Source organism: Streptomyces sp. NPDC006552 (assembly GCF_040611655.1).
GTDB lineage: Bacteria > Actinomycetota > Actinomycetes > Streptomycetales > Streptomycetaceae > Streptomyces.
The window spans coordinates 17,620-40,552 of the sequence record NZ_JBEXOS010000075.1 but is presented as its reverse complement, the minus strand read 5'-3'; the positions used below and the strand labels follow the sequence as shown (position 1 = coordinate 40,552).

21 protein-coding genes are annotated in these 22,933 nt (G+C 71.7%); 5 read left to right on the top strand and 16 right to left on the bottom strand.

What is annotated here, in order from left to right; translation table 11 throughout:
* Positions 1 to 125: 125 nt before the first annotated feature.
* The 4 genes from ABZY33_RS31060 to ABZY33_RS31045 form a co-directional block, all read right to left on the bottom strand.
* Entirely contained in the window at positions 126 to 1,214 is a 1,089-nt protein-coding gene (locus tag ABZY33_RS31060; protein ID WP_356495042.1) for a PDZ domain-containing protein, read from the bottom strand.
* A gap of 90 nt (positions 1,215 to 1,304) precedes the next feature.
* A complete protein-coding gene (locus tag ABZY33_RS31055) occupies positions 1,305 to 1,469 on the bottom strand; it encodes a hypothetical protein (protein ID WP_356495041.1) in 165 nt (54 codons plus the stop codon).
* 104 nt (positions 1,470 to 1,573) lie between these two features.
* A complete protein-coding gene (locus ABZY33_RS31050) occupies positions 1,574 to 2,038 on the bottom strand; it encodes a molybdenum cofactor biosynthesis protein MoaE (RefSeq protein WP_356495040.1) in 465 nt (154 codons plus the stop codon).
* A gap of 174 nt (positions 2,039 to 2,212) precedes the next feature.
* Positions 2,213 to 3,325: an SDR family oxidoreductase gene (locus ABZY33_RS31045; protein WP_356495039.1), complete on the bottom strand. Its 1,113-nt coding sequence runs from the start codon at positions 3,323 to 3,325 to the stop codon at positions 2,213 to 2,215.
* A gap of 193 nt (positions 3,326 to 3,518) precedes the next feature.
* Here ABZY33_RS31045 and ABZY33_RS31040 point away from each other — a divergent pair, with 193 nt between their 5' ends.
* Together ABZY33_RS31040 and ABZY33_RS31035 are read left to right on the top strand one after the other, a co-directional pair.
* Positions 3,519 to 5,078, top strand: coding sequence for a zinc-dependent metalloprotease (locus ABZY33_RS31040; protein WP_356495038.1), 1,560 nt, complete (start codon positions 3,519 to 3,521; stop codon positions 5,076 to 5,078).
* Entirely contained in the window at positions 5,075 to 5,599 is a 525-nt protein-coding gene (locus ABZY33_RS31035) for an NUDIX hydrolase (protein ID WP_356495037.1), read from the top strand. The genes ABZY33_RS31040 and ABZY33_RS31035 overlap by 4 nt, the downstream gene beginning before the upstream one ends.
* 64 nt (positions 5,600 to 5,663) lie before the next feature.
* On the opposite strand, the gene ABZY33_RS31030 is transcribed toward ABZY33_RS31035, so the two are convergent.
* From ABZY33_RS31030 to ABZY33_RS31015, 4 genes are all read right to left on the bottom strand, one after another.
* Positions 5,664 to 6,419 carry an AIM24 family protein gene (locus tag ABZY33_RS31030; RefSeq protein ID WP_356495036.1) on the bottom strand — a complete coding sequence of 252 codons (756 nt, stop codon included), beginning with the start codon at positions 6,417 to 6,419 and terminating at the stop codon, positions 5,664 to 5,666.
* Positions 6,420 to 6,436: 17 nt separating this feature from the next.
* A complete protein-coding gene (locus ABZY33_RS31025) occupies positions 6,437 to 7,117 on the bottom strand; it encodes an AIM24 family protein (RefSeq protein ID WP_356495035.1) in 681 nt (226 codons plus the stop codon).
* Between the two features lie 11 nt (positions 7,118 to 7,128).
* Positions 7,129 to 8,838 (bottom strand): TerD family protein, encoded by a 1,710-nt coding sequence (locus ABZY33_RS31020; RefSeq protein ID WP_356495034.1) that lies wholly within the window; start codon positions 8,836 to 8,838, stop codon positions 7,129 to 7,131.
* Positions 8,839 to 8,951: 113 nt separating this feature from the next.
* Positions 8,952 to 9,548 carry a M48 family metallopeptidase gene (locus tag ABZY33_RS31015; RefSeq protein WP_356495033.1) on the bottom strand — a complete coding sequence of 199 codons (597 nt, stop codon included), beginning with the start codon at positions 9,546 to 9,548 and terminating at the stop codon, positions 8,952 to 8,954.
* Between the two features lie 258 nt (positions 9,549 to 9,806).
* Here ABZY33_RS31015 and ABZY33_RS31010 point away from each other — a divergent pair, with 258 nt between their 5' ends.
* Together ABZY33_RS31010 and ABZY33_RS31005 are read left to right on the top strand one after the other, a co-directional pair.
* Complete coding sequence (locus ABZY33_RS31010) at positions 9,807 to 10,970, top strand: ThiF family adenylyltransferase (protein ID WP_356495032.1); 1,164 nt, start codon at positions 9,807 to 9,809, stop codon at positions 10,968 to 10,970.
* 66 nt (positions 10,971 to 11,036) lie between these two features.
* Complete coding sequence (locus ABZY33_RS31005; RefSeq protein WP_356495031.1) at positions 11,037 to 12,401, top strand: AarF/ABC1/UbiB kinase family protein; 1,365 nt, start codon at positions 11,037 to 11,039, stop codon at positions 12,399 to 12,401.
* A gap of 39 nt (positions 12,402 to 12,440) precedes the next feature.
* Here ABZY33_RS31005 and ABZY33_RS31000 read toward each other — a convergent pair whose 3' ends face one another.
* The 5 genes from ABZY33_RS31000 to ABZY33_RS30980 all read right to left on the bottom strand — a co-directional run bounded on the left by ABZY33_RS31000 (position 12,441) and on the right by ABZY33_RS30980 (position 16,354).
* Entirely contained in the window at positions 12,441 to 12,644 is a 204-nt protein-coding gene (locus ABZY33_RS31000; RefSeq protein ID WP_356495043.1) for a hypothetical protein, read from the bottom strand.
* 134 nt (positions 12,645 to 12,778) lie between these two features.
* Positions 12,779 to 13,102: a hypothetical protein gene (locus ABZY33_RS30995; protein WP_356495030.1), complete on the bottom strand. Its 324-nt coding sequence runs from the start codon at positions 13,100 to 13,102 to the stop codon at positions 12,779 to 12,781.
* Positions 13,099 to 13,467, bottom strand: coding sequence for a WhiB family transcriptional regulator (locus tag ABZY33_RS30990; protein WP_356495029.1), 369 nt, complete (start codon positions 13,465 to 13,467; stop codon positions 13,099 to 13,101). Before ABZY33_RS30990 ends, ABZY33_RS30995 begins: the two co-directional genes overlap by 4 nt.
* Positions 13,468 to 13,653: 186 nt before the next feature.
* On the bottom strand, positions 13,654 to 13,974 hold the full coding sequence (locus ABZY33_RS30985; RefSeq protein WP_356495028.1) for a hypothetical protein: 321 nt from the start codon (positions 13,972 to 13,974) through the stop codon (positions 13,654 to 13,656).
* Between the two features lie 163 nt (positions 13,975 to 14,137).
* Complete coding sequence (locus tag ABZY33_RS30980; protein WP_356495027.1) at positions 14,138 to 16,354, bottom strand: ATP-dependent DNA helicase UvrD2; 2,217 nt, start codon at positions 16,352 to 16,354, stop codon at positions 14,138 to 14,140.
* Positions 16,355 to 16,521: 167 nt separating this feature from the next.
* On the opposite strand from ABZY33_RS30980, the gene ABZY33_RS30975 reads away from it, so the two are divergent.
* Positions 16,522 to 16,776 carry a mycoredoxin gene (locus ABZY33_RS30975; RefSeq protein ID WP_356495026.1) on the top strand — a complete coding sequence of 85 codons (255 nt, stop codon included), beginning with the start codon at positions 16,522 to 16,524 and terminating at the stop codon, positions 16,774 to 16,776.
* Positions 16,777 to 16,888: 112 nt separating this feature from the next.
* Here the strand turns inward: ABZY33_RS30975 and nudC are convergent, their stop codons facing one another.
* The 3 genes from nudC to ABZY33_RS30960 form a co-directional block, all read right to left on the bottom strand.
* Positions 16,889 to 17,848: an NAD(+) diphosphatase gene (nudC, locus tag ABZY33_RS30970; RefSeq protein WP_356495025.1), complete on the bottom strand. Its 960-nt coding sequence runs from the start codon at positions 17,846 to 17,848 to the stop codon at positions 16,889 to 16,891.
* A gap of 95 nt (positions 17,849 to 17,943) precedes the next feature.
* Positions 17,944 to 19,392, bottom strand: a complete 1,449-nt coding sequence (locus tag ABZY33_RS30965) for a dipeptidase (protein ID WP_356495024.1) — start codon at positions 19,390 to 19,392, stop codon at positions 17,944 to 17,946.
* A 10-nt stretch (positions 19,393 to 19,402) separates the two neighbouring features.
* Entirely contained in the window at positions 19,403 to 22,924 is a 3,522-nt protein-coding gene (locus ABZY33_RS30960; protein WP_356495023.1) for an ATP-dependent DNA helicase, read from the bottom strand.
* Between the last annotated feature and the right edge of the window lie 9 nt (positions 22,925 to 22,933).

Genomic DNA, 22,933 nt, shown 5'->3' with positions numbered 1-22,933 from the left:
GGGGCGGTGTCTTCCCTGGTGGGGTCGGAGTTGAGCACGTCCTGCACTGTCGCGGTAGCTGCATAGGGCAGTCAACGCGCGGGCCCTACGTAGTGAGGTCACCCTGGCGTGCGGTCGACCGCGGTTCAGCCCTTGGTCGTACAGGCGGGCAGATCCGCGGTCTTGCCGCTGCGGATGTCCTTCAGGGCGTCCATCGCGTCGCCGATGGTGTCCACCTTGACGAGGGTGAGGCCGTCCGGGGTGTCCTTGGCCGCGGCGGCGCAGTTGTCCTTGGGCGTCAGGAAGTACCGGGCGCCCTTCTCCCGCGCGCCGACGGTCTTCATGCCGATGCCGCCGATGGGGCCGACCTTGCCGTCGTCGTCGATGGTCCCGGTGCCGGCCACGAACGCGCCGCCGGTCAGGTCGGTGGGCGTGAGCTTGTCGACGATGCCGAGGGAGAACATGAGGCCCGCGCTGGGGCCGCCCACGTCGGCGAGCTTGATGTCGATCTGGAACGGGAAGGTGTGGTCGGTCCCGGCCTGGATGCCGACGATGGCGCGGTCGTCCTCCGCCTTGTCCGTCGTGATCGTGACCTTCTGCGTGCGGGTCGCCTCCTTGCCCTCCTTCTCGGCGGCGGCGGCCTCCTTGACGGGCACGACCGTGAAGGCGACGTCCTCGCCGGGCTTGTGCTCGGTGACGAGCTTCGCGACGTCGGCGGGCTTGGTGACCTTGGTGCCGTCGACGGCCTTGATGACGTCACCGGCGTGCAGCCGGCCCTCGGCGGGGCTGTTCTTGACGACCGTGGAGACGATCACCCAGGACTTCACGGGGATGCCCAGTTCGTCCAGGGCGGCGACCTTGGCGCTCTCCTGGGACTGGCTGAACTCCTCGGCGTTCTCCTGGGAGGACTGCTCCTCCGTCTGGCCGTCCGGGTAGAGCGTGTCGTGCGGCACCACGATGCTGTCGTGGGCGAGCCACCCGTAGACGGCCGAGACCAGGTTCATGTTGAAGTCGGCGCTGGTGACGCGGACCGTCGTCATGTTGAGGTGCCCGGTCGTGTCGTACGTCTTGTGGCCCGGGATCTGGATCACGGGTTCGCCGTCGTGGTCCCCGAGCGTGTTCACCGTCGGACCCGGCGACATCTCCGCGTAGGGCACTTTGATGAGCACCCCAGCGCAGAGCAGCGCGATCAGCAGCAAGGTCGAGGCGAGCATCGTCGCGGTGCGGCGTGGCATGGAACGACAGTACGGGACGTGCCTGTCAGCGCACCTGCGGGGCCGAACCCGGCGGCTGCGGGGGCCTGCCAGGGTCCTCCGGCTCGTCCGTCACGCCCCGGAGTTCGACTTCTCCATGACCTCGCGGAAGCGCGCGTAGCCGGTGAGCTCGTTCGCGTCGCCCGCCTTGTGGCGGCGCCGACCCGCCCAGGTGCTCCACAGTGCCGCGCCGACCGCGGCGATCACCGGGATCAGCAGCCACAACAGCGCCGCCATGCCGACCTCCCGCCCCCCATGTGCAACCGCAACTGACTGATCAACAGATTAACCATCCGCACAGTCAACGCTCGCCGCAGGGGTCGGGTTACGCAACCGGAGCCTCAGCAGGCGCCCACCCACTCCTCGGTGCCGTCGGAGAACGTCTGGTGTTTCCAGATGGGTACGTCGTGCTTCAGATCGTCGATGAGCTTGCGGCACGCGTCGAAGGCCTCACCGCGGTGCGGGCACGCCACCGCCACCACGACGGCCAGATCGCCCACGGACAGATCGCCGATCCGGTGGACCGCGGCGAGCGCGCGCACCGGGTACGCGGCGACGACCTTCTCCGCGACGCGCCGCATCTCCGCCTCGGCGGTCGGGTGACAGGAGTAGCCCAGCTGGTCGACATCGGCCCCGCCGTCGTGGTCGCGCACGGTCCCCACGAAGAGCGCGGTGCCGCCCGCGGCGTCGTCCCCGACGGCCCGGAAGACCTCGTCGAGGGAGAGCGGCGTCTCGCGCACGGCGAGCAACTTGATCGGGTCCTGTGCCGCCTGCTCACCGGGGTGGTCGTTCTGCGTGGGTGCCATGGAGTCATCGTGCCGTACGCCGCCGACAACCGTGAATAGCGTTTTCGACCGGCACGCGCGTGTGGTGACTGGAGCCTCCTACAGGCCCGTGTACCTGCTGGCTTCCTGCGGTCCGGCGCACCCGGGGGTCTCGTCCGGCTCCGCGTGCGTCCCTGGGAAAGGCATCCGGGCGTCTCAGATCCGCCGTCGCGCCTTGCGTACCCGTCGCACGACCGCCGCCGTACCCAGCAGCGCCACCGTCGCGCCCGCGGCACCGGCCGCCGTGGCGTCCTTGCGGCCGAGGCGCCGGCCGGCCACGGTGCGCCGTCCCGCCACCTCTTCGAGGAGTTCGGCGAGAACCTCCTCGTTCGTCCACCTGGGGCGCCAGCCCGCGTCGTGCAGCCGGCTTCCGCTCACGACCCACGGATACATCGTGTAGGCGAGGTCGCCGGCCGGGGAGGGCGTCAGTCCGATCCGGTGCAGCCGGGCCGCGGCGCCGAGCGCGACGGCCGACGGAAGCTCCATGCGCCGGATCCCGCTGAGCTCCTCCACCTCCTCCTGCTCCAGCCAGCCGTCACAGCCGACCGTCAGTTCCCCGTCGACCTTCTCCAGGACCGCGTACTCCAATGCGCTGCACAGGTCCTCCACGTGACAGAACTGCCAGGCGGGCCGGGAACCCGCCACTACAAGGAGGCGCGGTGACTCGAAGTACCGCGTCAGCGCCGTGTCCGTACCGCCCACGAGTACCGCGGGACGCACCACGGTGACGTTCAGGCCGGGGTGGGCCCGCGGGGCGCGGCGCGCGAGCCGCTCGATCTCCAGGAGGTCGCCGACGCCCGTGGCCTCCGCCGTGGCGCGCAGCTCCGCGTCCTCGGAGAGCGGCAGCTCGTTGTCGTCGAGCGCTCCGTAGACCATCGCCGAGGTGCAGAGCACGACGCGGTGCACGCCGGCGGCGGCCGCGGCGGTCAGTACGGTCTGCGTACCGCGCACGTTGTAGGCGGTGCGGGCCGCGGCGTCGGACTCCAGGTCGAGGTCGAGTGCCAGGTGGACGACGACGTCCGCGCCGCGCAGCTTCTCGGCGATGGCCGGATCCCGCACGTCCAGAATGTGCCAGGTCGCGTCGGCGCACTCGCCCCGCCGCTCGTCGATGGCGAGCACCTGCTTGATCTCGTCCGAGGCGGCGAGCCGCTCGGTGAGCAGGGCGCCGGTGCCGGACGCCGCGCCGGTGACCGCGACGACGGGGCCGCGGCCGGACGGACTGGTTGAGGGGTTTCGCGCTGCGCGAACCTGCGGATCTGGGGAACTCACCGGGCGTCTCCAGCGGTTGTCTTCAGTACGTGCGTGTATGACGCGTACGTACCAGGAGGCATCCATCCTGCCGCAGGCCATGAGTCGGCGGAGCACCGAGGCCCGATCCCGTCGCGGTGTCTACGCTGGGTGTGTGCAGTCGGGCAGTCGCCGCCGGGTCAGAGACCGGTGGCCTTACCAGCCGAGGAATCCCGTGAGTGACACCCCATTTGGTTTCGGCCTTCCCCCGGAGGAGCCGGACGACGGCGACGAGGGCAAGAAGAAGGACCAGCAGGGCGGTGGCGGTCAGGGACCTGCCAACCCCCTCGGTTTCGGTTTCCCGGGTCTCCCGGGCGCCGGCGGCGCGGGCGGGGACAACCCGTTCGCGGCGATGTTCGGCTCGATGAATCCGAACGACCTGGGGGCGGCCTTCCAGCAGCTCGGCCAGATGCTCTCGTACGAGGGCGGCCCGGTGAACTGGGACATGGCGAAGGACATCGCGCGCCAGACCGTCTCCCAGGGCACGCAGGACGGCGTGAAGGACACGAGCGTCGGCCCCGCCGAGCGCACCGCCGTCCAGGAGGCCGTACGCCTGGCCGACCTGTGGCTGGACGACGCGACGTCGCTGCCTTCGGGTGCCGGTTCCGCGGTGGCGTGGAGCCGCGCCGAGTGGGTCGAGGCGACCCTCCCGGTGTGGAAGGAGCTCGTCGACCCGGTCGCCGAGCGTGTCGGCCTGGCCATGGGCGATGTGCTGCCCGAGGAGATGCAGGCCATGGCGGGCCCGCTCATCGGCATGATGCGCTCCATGGGCGGCGCCATGTTCGGCTCGCAGATCGGGCAGGCCCTGGGCGTGCTCGCGGGTGAGGTCGTCGGCTCCACGGACATCGGCCTGCCGCTGGCCCCGGCCGGCAAGGCCGCGCTGCTGCCGCTGAACATCGAGGCGTTCGGCAAGGACCTCGGCATCCCCATGGAGGAGGTCCGCCTCTACCTGGCGCTGCGCGAGGCCGCCCACCAGCGGCTCTTCTCGCACGTGCCGTGGCTGCGCTCGCACCTGTTCGGCGCGGTCGACGGGTACGCGCGCGGGATCAAGGTCGACACCTCGAAGCTGGAGGACGTGGTCGGCCAGTTCGACCCGCAGAACCCCGAGCAGCTCCAGGACGCGCTGCAGCAGGGCATGTTCCAGCCGGAGGACACGCCCGAGCAGAAGGCCGCCCTGGCGCGGCTCGAGACGGCCCTGGCGCTCGTGGAGGGCTGGGTCGACGCGGTCGTCCACGCCGCCGCGAAGCCGCGTCTGTCCTCCGCCGACGCGCTGCGCGAGACGCTGCGCCGCCGCCGGGCGTCCGGTGGTCCGGCGGAGCAGACGTTCGCGACGCTGATCGGCCTGGAGCTGCGTCCGCGCCGGCTGCGGGACGCCTCGCGCCTGTGGGCCTCGCTCACGGACGCGCGCGGGGTGGACGGCCGGGACGGTCTGTGGGAGCACCCGGACATGCTGCCGACCGCCTCGGACCTGGACGACCCGGACGGCTTCGTCCACCGGGAGCACCTGGACTTCTCGGAGCTGGACGCCATGCTCGGCGAGGCGGCCGGCGGCAAGCCCGCCGCCGGGCCGAATCTCGTCAAGGAAGCGACGGCGGACGGGTCGGACACGGACGGCGTCACCCGTTCGGGCGATGCCGCCGAGCCCGGCACCAAGAGCGACCAGACCGAGAAGACAGACAAGACCGATAAGACCGATAAGACCGACGAGACCGACGAGGGCGACACCGACAAGTGAGTCTGTACGACGACGCGGTCCTCGTGCTCAAGGAGTACGAGGACCAGCCGGAGCTGCGCCAGGGCTATCTGGACCACCTCGCGGCACATGGTGAGGCCGCCATGGGCAAGCCCTGCACCGCGGGTCACCTCACGGCGAGCGCGCTGGTCATCGACCCGGAGCGTGGGCGCGTCCTGCTCACGCTCCACAAGAAGCTGCGGATGTGGCTCCAGATGGGCGGGCACTGCGAGCCCGGCGACCCGACCCTGGCCGCCGCCGCGCTGCGGGAAGCGACCGAGGAGTCGGGCATCGCCGGGCTCACGCTGCTCGCGGGCGGCCCGGTCCGGCTCGACCGGCACGCCATCCCGGGCCCGTGCACCGAGCACCTGGACGTGCAGTACGCGGCGCTCGCCCCCGCGGGCGCGACGGAAGCGATCAGCGACGAGTCCCTGGACCTGCGCTGGTTCCGCTACGACGAGGTCGCGGACGTGGCCGACACATCGGTCGTGCGGCTGGTGGAAGCGGCCCGCGCCCGCCTGTAGGGCACGTGGGCAGGTAAGGGGCGGGCGCCTGGGCGCCCGCCCCTTACCTGCGTCCCGGTGGGGGTCAGCTCCAGGCGTTGCCCTGGTTCTGGCCGTGGGCGCCCTGCTGGCCCATGCCGTACTGGGCCGCGAGTCCCTGGCCGACCACCGCGTTCTGCGGCGGCAGGAGCTCGCTGGGCTGCACGAGCGCGTAACCGTGCCCCATGAAGTTCAGCTCCCAGCCCTCGCCCGTGTTGCCCCGGCGGCGCCAGACGCCCGAGGAGTGGGTCTGCGCCTGCATCTGCACCCGCAGCCCGGTCGACCAGGCGACGACGGCGTCCGCGTCGGCGTTGACGTAGCGGTCCGGCGTGACCTGGAGCATCAGGGGCTGGCCCGAGGTCATCAGCGCGACCTTGCCGTGTCCGGAGATGTTGAGCTGGTACTTGCCGGAACCGGAGATGCCGAACTGGCTGTCGACCGCGATGACCTCGTGGTGCAGGGCCGAGTCCATCGCCAGCACATAGCTGCTGTCGACGGTCAGGCCGTCCTGTTCGACGTCCACGACGTGGATGTACTGGGCGAGGTTCGCCAGGTAGACGGTGCCCTGCCCGTGGCACCGCATCAGGTCGAGGCCCTCGCCGGTGTGCGCGCGGGCGCGGCGCTGTCCGGACGTCTGGATCTCGCCGTCGAACTCCATCAGGCCCTGGTAGGCGACCATCGAGCCCTTACGGGCGAGGATGTCGTCATGGCCCTCCAGGGCGACCCGCAGCAGCTGCGGGTTCTGCACCGTGTAGCGCTCCTGGCTCTGCTGCTCGGTGTACGCGAAAAGCGGGCTCTGCATGGTGTGTTCGCTCCCCCTCAGCCCCGGGCTCGGAGACGGTCGGTGCTGTCTTCACTGGGCTGGACGACGACGATGCCCTCCCCGGAGAAGCCCATCTGGTAGGCCTCGCCGCTGCCGCGCCCGATGAGGGAGCCGGCCTTGAAGCTGCGCTTGCCCTTCACCTTCAGCTTCGGTGACCAGGCGATGAGCGCGTCGGGGTCGACGTAGGTCTCGTCCTCGCCGCGGCCGCAGTCGACGACGATGGGGGTGCCGCGCGAGGTCAGGGCGACGTGGCCCTGACCGCTGACCTTGATGTTCCACAGGCCCTGGCCGGCGAACTTGGCGAGCCCCTTCACCCGCTCGACGCCCCACTGCAGGTGGGCGTCGAAGGCGAGCAGATTGGTGCCGTTGACGGAGATCGAGTCGCCGCCGAGGTTGATGACGACGACGTCGGCGCCGTAGTCGGCCAGGTAGAGCAGACCGTCGCCGGAGCACTTCATGAGAGGTGCGCCCTCACCGGTGATCCAGTCGCGGGCGATCTGGCGTACGGCGGGCGGGTTGGGCTCGTACTGGACGAAGCCTTCGTAGGCGATCATCGAGCCCACGCGCGCGTAGAGGTCGTTTCCGGCCTGCATGGCGACCTTCAGTATGTTGCTGCCGTGGTTCTCCATGCGGGCGGTTACCGGTGTCGGGGCGAAGCCCGCGAGCGGCTGGTTCATGACGGGCTCCCTCAGACCTCGTACGGCTGGACGATGATGAAGTTGCCGGGCGCGCCCCGGAACTGGAGGTTCACGCTCTCCCCGCTGTGGCCGGGGTAGGCGTTGCGGCGCATCCGGACCTGGCTGGAGATGATCGCCTGTGCCGCCGCCGACCAGGCCACGACCGCGTTGCAGTCGGCGAAGGTCGTCGGGGTCACCGGCAGCACGACGGGCGTCCCGTGCGTCTTCACGACGACGGTGCCGGTGCCCTGGAACTGCATCACGAACAGGGCGCCACCAGGAATGCCGTGCCCCTCGATGCGACGGACCTCGTGCTGAAGGCTCTCGTCGAAAGCAAGGACGTTCTCCGCGGAGACGCAGATCGCGTCGCCCTGCAGTTCGATGGGGTGCAGGTGGGTGGCTTCTTCGGCGAGGAAGATCTGGCCGCGGCCGGTGCAGCGCATCAGCTGCATCTCCTGGCCGGTGGCGTTGCCCACGATGCGTCCGGCGAATCCGGCGCCCTTGTAGCCGAACTCGACCTTGCCCTGATAGAGCACCATGCTGCCCTGCCGGGCCAGCACGGGCTGGTCACCGCCGGCTCCGAGGTCGACGCGGACCAGCTTCTTGTTCTGCAGCGTCCAGCGCTGTCCGGTGGGAGCCTCGCGGTACTTCTCCAGCGCGGCCGCCACCCCCGGGGCTCCGGCCTGCTGCGGAACGCCCTGCGGTGCGCCGTACGGGGACGGAGCGGCGGGCGGCTGTCCGTAGCCGGGAGGCGCGGTCGGGGCCTGGGGCTGCTGGCCGTAACCGGGCGGCGCGGTCGGTGCGTGCGGGGGCTGGCCGTACCCGGGCGGCAGGCTTCCACCGCCCTGCGCCGGTACCTGCCCGGGCGGAGGCGGCTGCTGTCCGTACGGCGCGGGCGCCGGGGGCGGCGGCATCGTGCCTGGCGGAGTGTTCATCGGGGCCACGATGGTCGGCGCCGCGTGGACGGAGGGGGCCGCCGGGGCGGGCGCCGGGGGCGGGGTGGGGGCCGGTGCGGGCACCGGTCCGGACGGCGGCGCGAAGGGCTGCGGGGCGGCGGGAGCGGGAGCCGCCGGGGCGGCGAAGGCGGGCGGGGCGGCATCCTGCGCGGGCGGGGCGAACCCGGGAGCCGCGTCCTGCGCGGGCGGGGCGAACCCGGGTGCCGCGGCGGACTGCGGCTGCGCCGCCGGTGTCTCCTCGGCGACCTCACCACCGAAGTTCTTCAGCAGCGCGTCCAGGCCGCCGTCGAACCCCTGTCCGACCGCCGCGAAGCGCCAGACGTCCTTCAGGTAGAAGTCCCCCAGCATCACCGCACGCTCGGTGGAGAACTCACCGCCGTGGAAGGAGTACCGGGCGACCTCCTCGCCCCCGGCGACGATGCGGAGGTACCCGGGCGCCACCTGCGACATCTGTCCCGGGCCGTCGAGCGTCGCGGTGAACGACAGCTTCTGGATGTGCGCGGGAATCTTGTCGAGTGTGACGCGGAAGGACTCCGAGTCGCCGGCCTGCGCGCCGAGCAGCTGCACGGACTCCTCGGGCGTCTTCGGCTGGTTGAAGAAGACGAAATACCGGTCGTCGGAGAGCCGTTCCTCGACGTCGAGCCCGAAGCAACTGATGTCGAAGGTCAGTCCGGGGCCGGTGATCTGCACGCCGACGTACAGATCCGTGCCCGCGGTGAGGTCGCTGATCTTGGCCTTGTGGCCGCGTTGGAATTCCCTGGCCATGCGTAACGACCGTCCCCCATCCGGATGTGATTGCGTCGCGTCAGGCTAACCGCAAACGCCGTGGCCGGAAGCGGCCGGTACAGCCCTGATACAGAACGCGACCGGTGGACGCGTCACTCCTCGCGCGCGGGCGGCAGATGCGGCAGCCGGTCCGCCGCGACCACCCCTTCGAGGTACCCGCGCGCCCGCTCGGTGCGGGGGTAGGCCTCCAGCAGCCGCCAGAAACGGGGCCCGTGGCCGGGGACCAGCAAGTGGGCGAGCTCGTGGACGAGCACGTAGTCGACGACGTACTCGGGCATGCCCTGCAAGCGGTGCGAAAGGCGGATGCTGCCTTCCGACGGGGTGCACGAGCCCCATCGGGTGTTCTGGTTGGTGACCCAGCGCACCGACGCGGGCCGGGCCTTGCCGTCGAGATACTGCGCGGAGAGCCGCGCGGCCCGCTCCACCAGCTCCGCGTCGCCGAGGACCCGCTTGCTCTCCTGCGCCGCGAGCTTGTCGAGCATGACGGTGACCCAGCGCCGCTCCTCGGCCTCCGACATGCGGGCCGGGATGAGGACCACGGTGCGATCGCCCTCGCGGTACGCGGAGACGGTCCTGCGGCGCCGGGCGCTCCTGCGGACCTCGACCGCGCTCACTCCCGGACTGCCCGAGGGCGGACTGCTCATGCTGCGCAGCGGTTTCGTGGCACGGTGCAGAGGGTCGGCGGGCACGCCCCGACGTTACCGGTAGTGCAGGCCGGAAGTCCCGCCTCCCGGCCTGTTCGGTGTGCTCCCACACGGCCGGCCGCTTGACTTGTACGACTATCACCCCCTGCCTGTGGACAACTCGCGGCACGCATTCCGCGGGGCAGGCAATCTGGTCATCGCCGGACGCGAGCGAGGGGGTTCGGCGGGGGCGACGGGTGTGGCGCGTCCGGCCCGGACACCTAGACAGAGCAGATGGCACACGGCACAGCACGGGGGACAGTCATGCATCCGATCCTGAAGCCGGCGCTGCGGCGCGGGTGGCACGACCTGAACACGGTGCAGTTCGGGCTGACCCCCGCGCACGCGGTGGTGCTCGGTCCGGTCGACACGGCGACCGGCAGTTTTCTGACGCTGCTCGACGGGACCCGCGGGGTGCCGCTCCTGCGGGAGGAGGCAAAGCGCATGGGCTTGCGCGACGGTCACGTGGACGCGCTGCTGGAGCGGCTCAGCGGCGCTGGACTGCTGGACGACGCCACCGGCGGCGGCCCGGCCGCGCAGGCGCTGCGCGGACAGACACGGGTGATGGACCGGCTCCGTCCCGACCACGCGGCGCTGACGGTCACCACCTCCGAGCCCGCCGGGGCGGCCCGGAGGCTGGCCGCCCGGCACGGCATGCGGGTCCAGGTCAGAGGCGCCGGACGCGTCGGTGCGGTGGTCGCCTCGGTGCTCGCCGCGGCGGGCGTGGGCCATGTCGACGTCCGGGACGGTGGCTGCGTCGAGCCGTGGGACGTGGCACCGGGCGGGCAGCCGGTGGAGGCGGTCGGCGAGCGCCGGGACGTGTCGGCACGGCAGGTGGTGCGCGCCGTCGCCCCGGCCCGGCCCCCGCGCCCGGACCGGCGCAAGGCTCCGCCCCGCCCGTCCGAACGGGAGCAGGCGGAGGCCGCGCTCTGTCTCGTGGTCATCGCCCCGCGCGACGGGCTGGCGGTCCACGCCCCCGATCCGTCCGCCGCGGAGGACCTGGTCGCGGCGGGCATCCCTCATCTGTACGCGGGCGTGGCCGAGGCGACGGGCATCGTGGGCCCCCTGGTCCTGCCCGGCGGTACCAGTTGCGCGCACTGCCTGCTGCTCGGGCGCACGGACCGGCATCCGACGTGGCCGCGGCTGCTCGCCCAGTGGCGCTCGGGGCACGCCGCCCGCCAGGTCCAGGCCTGTGACCTGGGCCTGGCCACGGCGGTCGCGGGCCTCGCCGCGGCCCACGCGCTAACTTTCCTGGACGGTGAGCTGCCGTCGTCGACCGGGGCCCGGTGGGAGGCGTCCGCCCCTGGCCTCGACTGGCACGCGCGTCCGGTGTGGCCGCATCCGGATTGCCCGTGCGGTGCGGGTGAGGGAGGTAACGGAGACGAGACCCCCGTCGGGGGAGGGCCGCACGACACAATGGTGAGGTAAGCAACGGCTACGGCGTCATGACGCCTGGGCATGCGCGGCACGGCTGTCCGGCACTAGGAGGGGTGTATGTCTGATCTTCCCCGGAAGGCGGTTACCCGGACCGCCAAGCTGGCCGCACTACCGATCGGCTTCGCCGGCCGTGCGACCTGGGGTCTGGGCAAACGCATCGGCGGCAAGTCCGCGGAGATCGTCGGCCGTGAACTGCAGCAGCGCACGGCCGACCAGTTGTTCAAGGTCCTCGGCGAGCTGAAGGGCGGGGCGATGAAGTTCGGACAGGCGATGTCCGTCTTCGAGTCCGCTCTGCCGGAGGAGGTCGCGGGACCGTACCGGGCCGCTCTGACGAAGTTGCAGGAGGCCGCGCCGCCGCTGCCCACCCGCACCGTGCACGCGGTGCTGGAGGAGCGGCTCGGGGCGGGGTGGCAGGAGCTGTTCCTGGAGTTCGAGGACAAGCCGTCGGCCGCCGCGTCGATAGGCCAGGTGCATCACGCCGTGTGGCACGACGGGCGTGAGGTCGCGGTGAAGGTGCAGTATCCGGGCGCGGGTGAGGCCCTGCTCTCGGACCTCGCCCAACTGAGCCGCTTCGCACGCCTGTTGGGTCCGCTGGTGCCCGGTATGGACATCAAGCCGTTGATCACCGAGATGCGCGACCGGGTGTCCGAGGGGCTGGACTACGGGCTGGAGGCGGCGGCTCAGCGCGCGCACGCGGAGGAGTTCCGCGACGATCCCGATGTCGTCGTCCCCGACGTGGTGCACCAGTGCGAGCAGGTACTGGTGACGGAGTGGATCGAGGGAACCCCTCTGTCCGAGATCATCACGGAGGGGAGCGAGGAACAGCGGGACCGCGCCGGCCAGTTGCTGGCCCGCTTCCTGTTCTCGGGCCCGGCGCGCACCGGACTGCTGCACGCGGACCCGCACCCGGGGAACTTCCGGCTACTGCCAGGTGACGCGGGCGGGTGGCGTCTCGGCGTCCTGGACTTCGGCACCGTGGACCGGCTGCCGGGCGGGCTTCCCGCGACGATCGGCAGCTCACTGCGGAAGACCCTCGACGGCGAGGCGACCGCGGTCTACGAACTGCTGCGCGCGGAGGGCTTCGTCAAGGAGTCGATCGAGCTCGAACCGGACGCGGTGCTCGACTACTTGCTGCCCATCATCGAGCCGGCCCAGGTGGAGGCGTTCACGTTCACCCGGTCCTGGATGCGTGGCCAGGCGGCGCGGATCGCCGACATCCGATCCCCCGCCCACCAGTTGGGCAAGCAGCTGAACCTGCCTCCGTCGTATCTGTTGATCCACCGGGTGACGCTCAGCACGATCGGGGTGCTGTGCCAGCTCGGTGCGACGGTGCGGTTGCGGGACGAACTGGAGGCGTGGCTGCCGGGGTTCGTGGCCGAGCCGGACGAGACGTCGGGCGAGGAGACGGCCGCGGAGGTCTGAGCACCGTCGGCACCGACGCCGGCTCGTGTGCCGGCCGGATCACCACCGGTCGGAGTCGAGCCGGCCTTCGATTGCCCTGATGTGCTCCCGGGCGCAGGCGTCACAGAAGTACCGCCGGACGCCGCGCTCGACGGAACACGTCCAGGTCAGCGGCGGTCCCTGGGCGGTCGTGCCGCACCGGGCGCACACGGCGTCCGCGGGGCTGGGCCGGTGCGCGCGGTCGTCGCCAGGTTGAGACGTCACGTCGCGACGATAACCCCATGGGCCGATGAGCGTCCGGCTCAACGCACCGCGGGGGCCGACCCCTTCCAGGTCGGCCCCCGCGGGAGCAGCCGCGCGGTGTCGCGGCTCAGGTCGACGTGCGTGCCGACGGACGGTTACTGCATGACGGCCATGGCGAGGGCGCGCCGGGCGCGCAGCGACGCGCGTTCGGCACGACGCTGCATCCGGCGGGCGACCACCAGGCGCAGGGCCTGGCGCTCGGCATGGGCGTCCCGCAGCTGCTCGTGCATATGCGCACGAGCCAGGGCTTCTGGGATGAGTTGCATCTGACGGGTCCTGTTCTGACGCGAGTCGTGTGCGTCGGACGCGGGGAAGTCCGGGATCGCCGAGCCGGCGGGCTCGCTCGTGGACGGCTTCATCGGGGCCTGCTTCTTGGGGTCGTGCGTCAGGGGGCGGTCGATCGTTCCTCGGATGTTCATGCGGCGACCGGGTTCTTGCGCGGGCGGCCACGCGGCCGCTTCCGGGCGACGACGACGCCCTGGACGAACAGCTCGCCGCCCCAGACGCCCCACGGCTCACGCCGCTCCATGGCCCCGGCGAGGCAGGCCTCCACCAGCGGGCAGGTACGGCAGAGCGACTTGGCGTACTCGACGTCCGCCGGCGACTCCGCGAAGAAGACCTCCGGGTCGTAGGCACGGCAGGGGACGGGCACGCCGAGGTTCTCGATGGCGTCGTCGAGCGCGGTGAGCGCAGTCAGCGGGTTCAAGGGGGTGTCCTCCGTGGGCACGGGCGGGGGAAGAGGGTCCGAAGGCGGAACGGACGGAGCGTGCGCTTCGAGTTGCACGGTGTTGTCTTCCTCGTCTGGTGGTTCCGGCCGGTGGGCCGGGTGGCGGTGGTGCCGGCTTCTTCTGTTGTCCCGAGGCCCCTTCGTACTGGTCCCTCGGAAGATCGCTGGGTCTTCCGGGCAAACAGAAGGGCCGCGGATCCCGGGTGGGGTTCCGCGGCCCTGAAGGCGCCTGTCTGATCTCGATCAGACTGGATCGCTCCAGGGTTCGAGCCCACGGAAGGCCCACATCGTGTGATGCTGCGTCGTCTGCTTCCGGAATCCGGCACCGGCCGCGGAGGCATAGGCCTGAGCCTGTGCCGTCGCTACTGCTTCCGGTGCCTTGGTCGGTCGCTCATTGCCCTCGCGAATGGGAAGACCCGCGAGAGACAGGCCGGACTCCGGACGGGTGGCGCTGACGCCAGACAGACCGGTGCCCAGGTTCGAGAAGCCGAGCAGGCAGGAAGCGACGACCGAGAGATCGGTCATTTTCGCGGTGGTGGTGAAGCTGGCGTTGATGCTGATCACTGGAATCGCCTCCTCTCGGCGTCTTGGGGACCGGCGTGAACCGGTCCAACGGCTTGTAAGTACAGCACGGAACCAGGGCCTTCGAGAAGGCCGCTGCTTTCGTGCTTAAGAACCTATGGGGATTGCTGGGGCATGCGCAAACTATTTTTTCGACGAGTTTGCATCAGTCCTCCCCATCGACCCCCTCCCCCACCTCGTCCAGTACCTGACCTGCACAAAGGGCGAGCACATCGGATCCGTGGGCCCGGAACTTGCGGACGCCGACGCCCGGGATGCGGGACAGCTCGCCCTCGTCCTCCGGCGCGGTCTCGGCGATGGCGATCAAGGTCTTGTCGGTGAAGACGCAGAACGCCGGCTGGCCGAGAGCGGCGGCCGTGCGGGCACGCCACTCGACGAGCCGCTCATACAGCCCCTCGTCCATGTCCGACGGGCAGTCCTCGCAGCGCATCAGCTTCATCTCGGCCGCGTCGAGCGTGCGCCCGCACATCCGGCAGCGCGCCACCTTCCGGGCGCCTCTGCGGCGGCCCGTGCTCAGCGGCTCCCCGGCCTGCGCCCGTGTCCCGTGCTCGACGCCGCCGCGGCCCCCGCTCGCGCTGCGACCGGCCGAGCCCATGGAACCCGGCCGCAGACCGTCCAGGAACCGGCTCGGTCTGCGGGTGGGGCGCCCCCCGGGCGAGCGGGACAGCGCCCAGGACAGACCCAGGTGGTAGCGGGCCCGGGTCACCCCGACGTACAGCAGCCGGCGCTCCTCCTCGATCTGCTCGTCGGTCTTGGCATACGTGATCGGCATCATGCCCTCGGCGAGACCGACCAGGAACACGACGTCCCATTCGAGGCCCTTCGCCGCGTGCAACGACGCGAGCGTGACGCCCTCCACGGTCGGGGCGTGCTGCGCGTTCGCCCGCTCGTCCAGCTCGGTCACGAAGGCGGCCAGCGTGGCGGTGGGCTCGGCGCGGACGCAGTCCTCGGCCAGCCGGACGAGAGCCGCGAGGGATTCCCAGCGGTCCCGGACGGCCCCCGAGCCGGCGGGCGGCTCGGTCGTCCAGCCCTCGCCGGAGAGGACCGCTCTGACCTGGGAGGGCAGATCGCCGACCGCGTCCAGCTCCGCGTCGTTGCCACCGAAGCGGGCCGCCGCCCGCAGCGCCCGGCCCGCGCGGCGCACCTCGTCGCGCTCGAAGAACCGCTCCGCCCCGCGCAGCTGGTAGGGGACCCCGGCATCGGCGAGCGCCTGCTCGTAGATGCCCGACTGGCTATTGGTCCGGAAGAGGATGGCGATCTCGCCGGCGGAGACTCCGGAGGCGATGAGTTCGCGGATGCGCCGTGCCGCCCCTTCGGCCTCGGCCGGCTCGTCGGCGTACTCGGCGAAGACCGGCTCGGGGCCCTTCTCGCGCTGCGAGATGAGCTCCAGCCGGTGCTCGGCGGCCCGCCCGCCGGCCCGCGCGAGGACTCCGTTGGCCAGGTGCACGACCTGCGGCGAGGAACGGTAGTCGCGGACCAGCTTGACGACGGTGGCGCCGGGGTGACGGTTGCGGAAGTCGAGCAGGTGGTCGGGGGTGGCGCCGGTGAAGGAGTAGATCGTCTGGCTGGCGTCACCGACGACGCAGAGATTGTCCCGGTCGCCGAGCCACAGGTCGAGCAGCCGCTGCTGGAGGGGGCTGACGTCCTGGTACTCGTCGACGACGAAGTGCTGGTACTGGGCGCGGATCTGATCGGCGATGTCGTGCCGGTCCTGGAGGATGCCGACCGTCAGCAGCAGCACGTCCTCGAAGTCGATGACGCACCGGTCCCGCTTCAGCGTCTCGTAACTGGCGTAGATCTGAGCGATCTCGGCCGGGTGCCGGACGGTCTCCCGGCCGGCCTTGTGCGCAGCCGCCACGTAGTCCGACGGGACGGTCTGGGTGACCTTGGACCACTCGATCTCCGCCGTCACATCGCGCAGCTCCCCGCGGTCCAGGCGCAGCCGACAGGCCCCCGCGGCGTCGGAGACGAGCTGGATCTTGCGGTCCACGAGCCGGGGCAGCTCCCCGCCCACGGCCCGGGGCCAGAAGAACTGGAGCTGGCGCAGGGCCGCCGAGTGGAAGGTACGGGCCTGGACGCCGCCCGCGCCGAGCTGGCGGAGCCGACCGCGCATCTCGCCCGCGGCGCGGTTGGTGAACGTGACGGCGAGCACACTGGCGGGCTGGAGGATCCCGGCCCGGACGCCGTAGGCGATGCGGTGGGTCAGCGCCCGGGTCTTGCCGGTGCCCGCACCCGCGAGCACACACACCGGACCGTGCAGGGCCGTCGCCACGGCGCGCTGCTCGGGGTCGAGCCCGTCGAGCACCGCGTCGGCCGTTTCCGGGGCCTGCGGGAACAGGGTGGAGTGCGTTGCTGCTGTCACCCCGCCATGCTGCCAGGTCGGCAGGGACGGATGCGTCGCGTTGTCCACAGGCAGCGGGTCTTAGTCGTACTAATGCGTGCGGCGGGCGGGAATGGCCGTCGCCTCGCATACGTTCGACCCAGTGCGTTGCGAACACGCACCCCCAGCCACGAAGGAGCGCGAGGAACATGTCGGGCACTGTGACGATGTACAGCACCACCTGGTGCGGCTACTGCCAGCGACTGAAGAAGCAGATGGCGCGCGAGGGCATCGAGTACACCGAGATCAACATCGAGCACGACCCGGCTTCCGCGGCGTTCGTCGAGAAGGTGAACGGCGGGAACCAGACGGTCCCGACCGTTCAGGTGGTCTCCGCCTCGGGCAGCGAGTCCGTGATGACGAACCCTTCGCTCGCGCAGGTCAAGCAGGCCATGGCGGCCTGACTCCGTCCGCTCCGCACAGACAGACCCCCGCGCCGGCCGGCACAGGGGGTCTTCTGCTGCCTGCTACGGCTTCGGCCCGCATACGGAGCCGACCGGCCGCTGAGCCCGTCGCTCAGAGGGCGTCGCTCGGCTTCGGCAGGGGCTTGCCGTACCAGAGTTCGATCAAGCGGGCCGCGATCGAGATCCCGTAGGGAGGCATGACCTCTCCGGTCTCGAAGGCGGTCCGCAGGTCGTCCCGGGAGAACCAGCGCGCCTCGTGGATCTCGTCCCCGTCGACGTTGATCTCCGTCGAGGTCGCGTGGGCCATGAAGCCCAGCATCAGGCTGGAGGGGAAGGGCCAGGGCTGGCTGGCGACGTACTCGACGTCGCCGACGAGCACGCCCGCCTCCTCGAAGACCTCACGGCGCACCGACTGCTCGATGGACTCGCCGGGCTCGACGAAGCCCGCCAGTGTCGAGAAGCGGCCTTCCGGCCAGTGCACCTGCCGGCCGAGGAGGATGCGGTCCTGCTCGTCCATGACGGCCATGATCACGGCCGGGTCGGTGCGCGGGTAGTGCTCGGCACCGCAGGCCTGGCAGCGGCGGATGTGGCCCGCGGCGGCGATGACCGTCCGCTCGCCGCAGCGCGAGCAGAAGCGGTGCAGCCGCTGCCAGTTCTCCAGGGCGACGGCGTGCACCATGAGACCGGCCTCCCGCTGCGACAGGAGCAGCCCCGCCTCGCGCAGTCCGGCCGGCCGCGCTGACTGGTCCATGCGGCCGGGCAGGGTGTCCTTCTGGAGCGCGAAGTAGCTGACGCCGTCCTCGTCGGTGCCCAGGAAGTAGCGGTGGGCCTCGGTGAGGGGCGCTTCGAAGGACGGGGTCATGACCAGTTCGGTGCTGCCGTCCGCCGTCTCGTCGATGAGCACCTGGCCGCCGGAGACCACGAAGACGCGGGTCGTCGGGTGGCTCCACGCGGCGGCGAGCCATGCCTCGTCGAGGCGGTGGTGTGCGGCGCGGTCGATGCCGCTCGGCGCGGCGAGCGCGAGCGGCCGGTTCGCGGCGTGATCGGCGGTGCGGTCGGTCCAGGTGGTCACAGGTGCTTCCAACTCCCCCGGTGGTAAGGGTGCTTAGGCGGGCGGTTCAGCAGAGGGGCGGTGGCTGGGGGGACGGGCCTTTGCCACGGTGCGGTTCATGGTGCGTCCGTCCAGTTCTCCGCGAGATCGCCCCACAGGTAGGCGGTGGTTTCGACGCCCTTCATAAGGAGGTCGAGTTCGACCTTCTCGTTCGGGGCGTGCCAGCCGTCGGAGGGGACGGAGATGCCCAGGAAGAGCACAGGTGCTGCGAGGACGTCCTGGAGATCGGCCGCCGGTCCCGAGCCGCCCTCCCGCGTGAAACGGATCTCCTGCTCGAACGCGCGGCCCATCGCGCGGACGACGGACCGCAGGGCGGGGTGGTCGAGCGGGGTGAGGCACGGCCGGGTGGCGGCCCCGAAGGTGAGGGTGTGGCTGATCCCGGCGGGCAGCTGCGCGGCGACCCAGGCGGTGACGGCCTTCTCGATCTGGTCGGGGTCCTGCCCGGCGACCAGCCGGAAGGACAGCTTGAGCCGCGCGGAGGAGGGCACGATCGTCTTGCCGCCGGGACCCTGGTAGCCGCCCCCGATCCCGTTGACCTCGGCGGTGGGCCGGGCCCAGATGCGCTCAAGGGTGGTGTGGCCGGCCTCCCCGTAGGTGGCGTGGGACTTGGCCGTACGCAGCCACTGCGCCTCGTCGAAGGGCAGCTCGGCGAAGAGCTCGCGCTCCCGGTCGGTGAGCTCGACGATCCCGTCGTAGAAGCCGGGCACGGCCACGCGCGCGTGCTCGTCGTGGAGTGCGGCGACGAGGCGGGCGGCGGCGGTCGCCGGGTTCGGGACGGCGCCGCCGAACGAGCCGGAGTGGATGTCCTGGTCGGGCCCGTACAGCTCGATCTCGCAGTCGGCGAGGCCGCGCATCCCGGTGCACACGGTGGGGGTGTCCTTGGACCACATGCCGGTGTCGGAGACGATCACGGCGTCGGCCGCGAGGCGCTGCTTGCGGTCCTCCACGAGGGCGCGGAAGTGCGGGGAGCCGGACTCCTCCTCGCCCTCGATCAACAGCTTGAGGTTGACGGCCGGACTGGTGCGCCCGGTCGCGGCGAGATGGGCGCGCACGCCGAGTGTGTGAAAGAACACCTGGCCCTTGTCGTCGGCCGCACCGCGCGCGTAGAGCCGGTTTCCGACGACGACGGGCTCGAAGGGCTCGGTGTCCCAGCCGTCCTCGCGGGCGGCGGGCTGGACGTCGTGGTGCCCATAGACGAGGACCGTGGGGGCCTGCGGGTCGCCGGAGGGCCACTCGGCGAAGACGGCGGGGGCGCCGGGCGTCTCCCACACCTCGGTGGTGGGGAAGCCGGTCGCGGCCAACTGCGCGGCGAGCCACTCGGCGCTGCGCCGCACGTCCTGCGCGTGGTCGGGCTGGGCGGACACGGACGGGATGCGCAGCCAGGCCGCCAGGTCGTCGAGGAACGCCGTCCGGTGGTTCTCGACATAGGCACGGACGGCACTGACGGCGTTGTCAGCGTTGTCAGCGTTGACGGCGTTCTCACCGTTGTCAGCGGGCTTGCTCATGCTCACGAGCCTAGTCCCCCACCGGGCCGTGCTCGTCCGGCGGCTCCCGCACGGCCTCTCCCGCGGCCTGCGGCTCCTCGGTGAGGAGCCGCTCCAGCTCGGCACGGCCCGGCAGCCGTCGCGGCCGGACCGTCTCACCACTGCGTACGTACACGAAGGCCGCGCTCACCGACTCCAGGGGCACGCCCTGCTTCTCGGCCCAGGCGAGCCGGTAGACGGCGAGCTGGAGAGGGTCGCCGTTCTGCTGGTGACCGGTCTTCCAGTCGACGATCTCGTACGTCGTCCCGTCGCCCTCACCCTGCTTGTAGACGGCGTCGATGCGGCCACGGACCACCCGGTCCGCGACGGCCAGCTGGAAGGGCAGCTCGATCCGGTACGGGGTGCGGTGCGCGTACGGGGTGCGCTCGAAGGCCTCCTTGAGCGTCTGCAGATCCTGTTCGTCGGCGACCTCCGCGTCGCTGCCGGGCAGCTCCTCGGGGTCGAGCATGGGCAGCCGCAGTGCTTCGAAGCGGGACTCGACCCAGGCGTGGAAGCGCGTGCCCCGGCGCGCTGCCGGCTGGGGCGGGCGCGGCATGGGGCGGGCCAGTTCCTGGGCGAAGCCGTCGGGGTCCGCGGCCAGGCGCAGCACCTGGGAGGCGGTGAGCGAGTGCGGGACCGGCACCTCGCGTACCCCGGCGCGGGCGCGCAGCAGTTCGCCGGTGAGGGCGTCGAGATCGCGGTCCCAGGAGGCGACGGTGCGGAGCTCCTCCGGAGTGAGCTCCGGCTCCGGGGCGGGCGCCGGGTGCGGGACCGCCGCCGCGTGCGGGTCCTGGGGCGCCGGTACGCGCGCGTGGGACGGCGCCGGCTCGGGGGCCGGGGCGGGGTGCGGGAGCACGGGCCGCTCGGCGGACAGCGCCTCCCAGTCGTCGTCCGGGGAGACGCTGTCGGGCTCGTCCTCGGGCGGGGGCGGCCAGTCCGGGTCCTCGTACGGCGGCTCTCCGTAGGCGGCGGGGTGGGGCTGTGTGTGCGCGCGGGCCTGCGCGGGGTCCGCGGCGCGCTCCAGGTAGGCGAGCACCGTGTCGGCGGCGGAGCGACGACGGGCCAGGGACGCCTCGTCGAGCGGCAGCGGCCAGGCGTGCTCGACCGACGTCTCCGCAAGGGCGGGGTTCTCCTCGTCCTCCGCCGGCTCATCGGCCCAGACCTCGACCTCACCGTGTCCGGCGACGCAGTGCTCGTACAGGGCGTGCAGGAAGTCGGAGGGGCCACGCTGCTTCTTCTGGGTCGGCCCCCACCAGTGGCCGGAGCCGAGCAGCAGCGTCCTGGGGCGCGTGAACGTGACGTATCCCAGGCGCAGTTCCTCGGTGTGCTGGTGCTCCTTCATGTCGGCGTGGAAGGCCTTCATGCTCCTGGAGTCCCACGCCTCGATGTCGGGCAGGATGGCGGCGTCGCCGCGCAGTTCGTGGGGCAGGACCTTGCCCTGCGCCGTCCACTTCTCGCGCCCCTGGGTGCTGGGGAACGTGCCGTTGACGAGTCCGGGGACGGCGACGACGTCCCACTCCAGGCCCTTGGACTTGTGCGCGGTGAGTACCTTCACGGTGTTCTCGCCGCCCGGAAGCGCGTTGTCGAGACCCTTCTCGTACTGGGCGGCGGTGCGCAGGAATCCGAGGAAGGCCAGCAGAGAGGCCGAGTTGTCGTCGGCCGCGAAGGAGGCGGCCACGTCGAGGAAGTTGGAGAGCGTCTCGCGGCGCCGGGCCGCCAGCGCGTGCGGGGAGGCGGAGAGCTCGACCTCCAGGCCGGTGACGGCCAGGACGCGGTGCAGGACGTCCATGAGCGGGTCGGACAGGGAGCGGCGCAGCTCCCGCAGTTCGGTGGCGAGCCGCGCAAAGCGCACGCGCGCGTCCGTGGAGAAGGGCAGTCCGTCGTCGTCCCCGCCGGCGTCGGCGGAGGTCTCCAGGAAGGTGTCGAGCGCGTCGGCGAGCGATATCACCTCGGACGGGTCGACACCCTCGACGGCCTCGGCGAGACGGCGGTCCGGATCGTCCTCGTCGCCGCCACGCGCGTGGGAGACCAGCAGCCGGGCCCGGCGCCCGAGGAGCGCGAGGTCGCGCGGGCCGATCCGCCACCGGGGCCCGGTCAGCAGCCGCACCAGGGAAGCGTTGGCCCCGGGGTCCTGGAGCACCTCGCACATGGCGACGAGGTCGGCGACCTCGGGCAGGTGCAGCAGCCCCGACAGGCCGACCACCTCGACCGGCACGTCGCGCGCCACGAGCGCCTTCTGGATCTCGGCGAAGTCGGTGGCGGTGCGGCACAGGACGGCGATCTCGCCGGGCTCCTTGCCCGTGGCGACGAGGTGGGCGAGCGAGTCGGCGAGCCAGTCGATCTCCTCGCTGTGCGTACGCAGGAGGGCGCAGCGCACGACGCCGTCGCGCTCGGCTCCGGGGGCCGGTCGCAGGGCCTCCACACCCGCGTGCATCGCGCGCAGCGGTTCGGCCAGCCCGTTGGCCAGGTCGAGCAGGCGGCCGCCGCTGCGGCGGTTCTCGCTGAGCGCGAAGCGGGCGGCCGGGCCGCCGTCGGCGGACGCGAAGTGGCGCGGGAAGTCGTCGAGGTTGGCGACCGAGGCACCGCGCCATCCGTAGATCGCCTGGCAGGGGTCGCCCACGGCGGTGACCGCGTGCCCCGTGCCACCGCCGAACAGGCCCGCCAGCAGGATGCGTTGGGCCACGGAGGTGTCCTGGTACTCGTCGAGCAGGACGACCCGGAACTCGTCGCGCAGGATCTCACCGACCTCGGGCCGGCTGTCGGCGAGCGTGGCCGACAGCGCGATCTGGTCACCGAAGTCCAGGACGTCCCTGGCCCGTTTCGCCTCCCTGTAGCGGCCCACGAGCTCGGCCAGCTCCAGGCGGGCGGCGACGGCTTCGGGGACCTTGCGCAGGTCCGCGTTGCTCAGCTTGGCGCCTTCGAGGGAGCGCTGCAGCCCACGGTCGTACGCCGTCAGGTCCGCCGGCGCAACTAGGTGCTCGGACAGCTCGGCGTCGAGGGCGAGCAGGTCGCTGACCAGGTCGGCGAAGGAGCGGGTGAGGGCCGGGTACGGGCCGGGCGCCTCGCGCAGGACGCGGGCGGCGAGCTGGAAGCGGGTCGCGTCGGCGAGCAGCCGCGTCGTCGGTTCGAGACCGATGCGCAGGCCGTGGTCGGTCAGGAGCCGGCCGGCGAAGGCGTGGTACGTGGAGATCACGGGCTCGCCCGGCGGGTTGTCCGGGTCGATGGTGTCGGGGTCGGTGACGCCCGCCCGGACGAGGGCCTTGCGGACGCGCTCAGCCAGCTCTCCCGCGGCCTTGTTGGTGAAGGTGAGCCCGAGGACCTGCTCGGGGGCGACCTGCCCGGTGCCCACCAGCCAGACCACCCGCGCGGCCATCACCGTCGTCTTGCCGGAGCCGGCTCCGGCCACGATCACCTGCGGGGCGGGCGGCGCGATGATGCAGGCCGTCTGCTCCGGGGTGAAGGGGATGCCCAGCAGCTCCTTGAGCTGCTCGGGATCGGTGAGGCGTGGGGTCACCTCATCGAG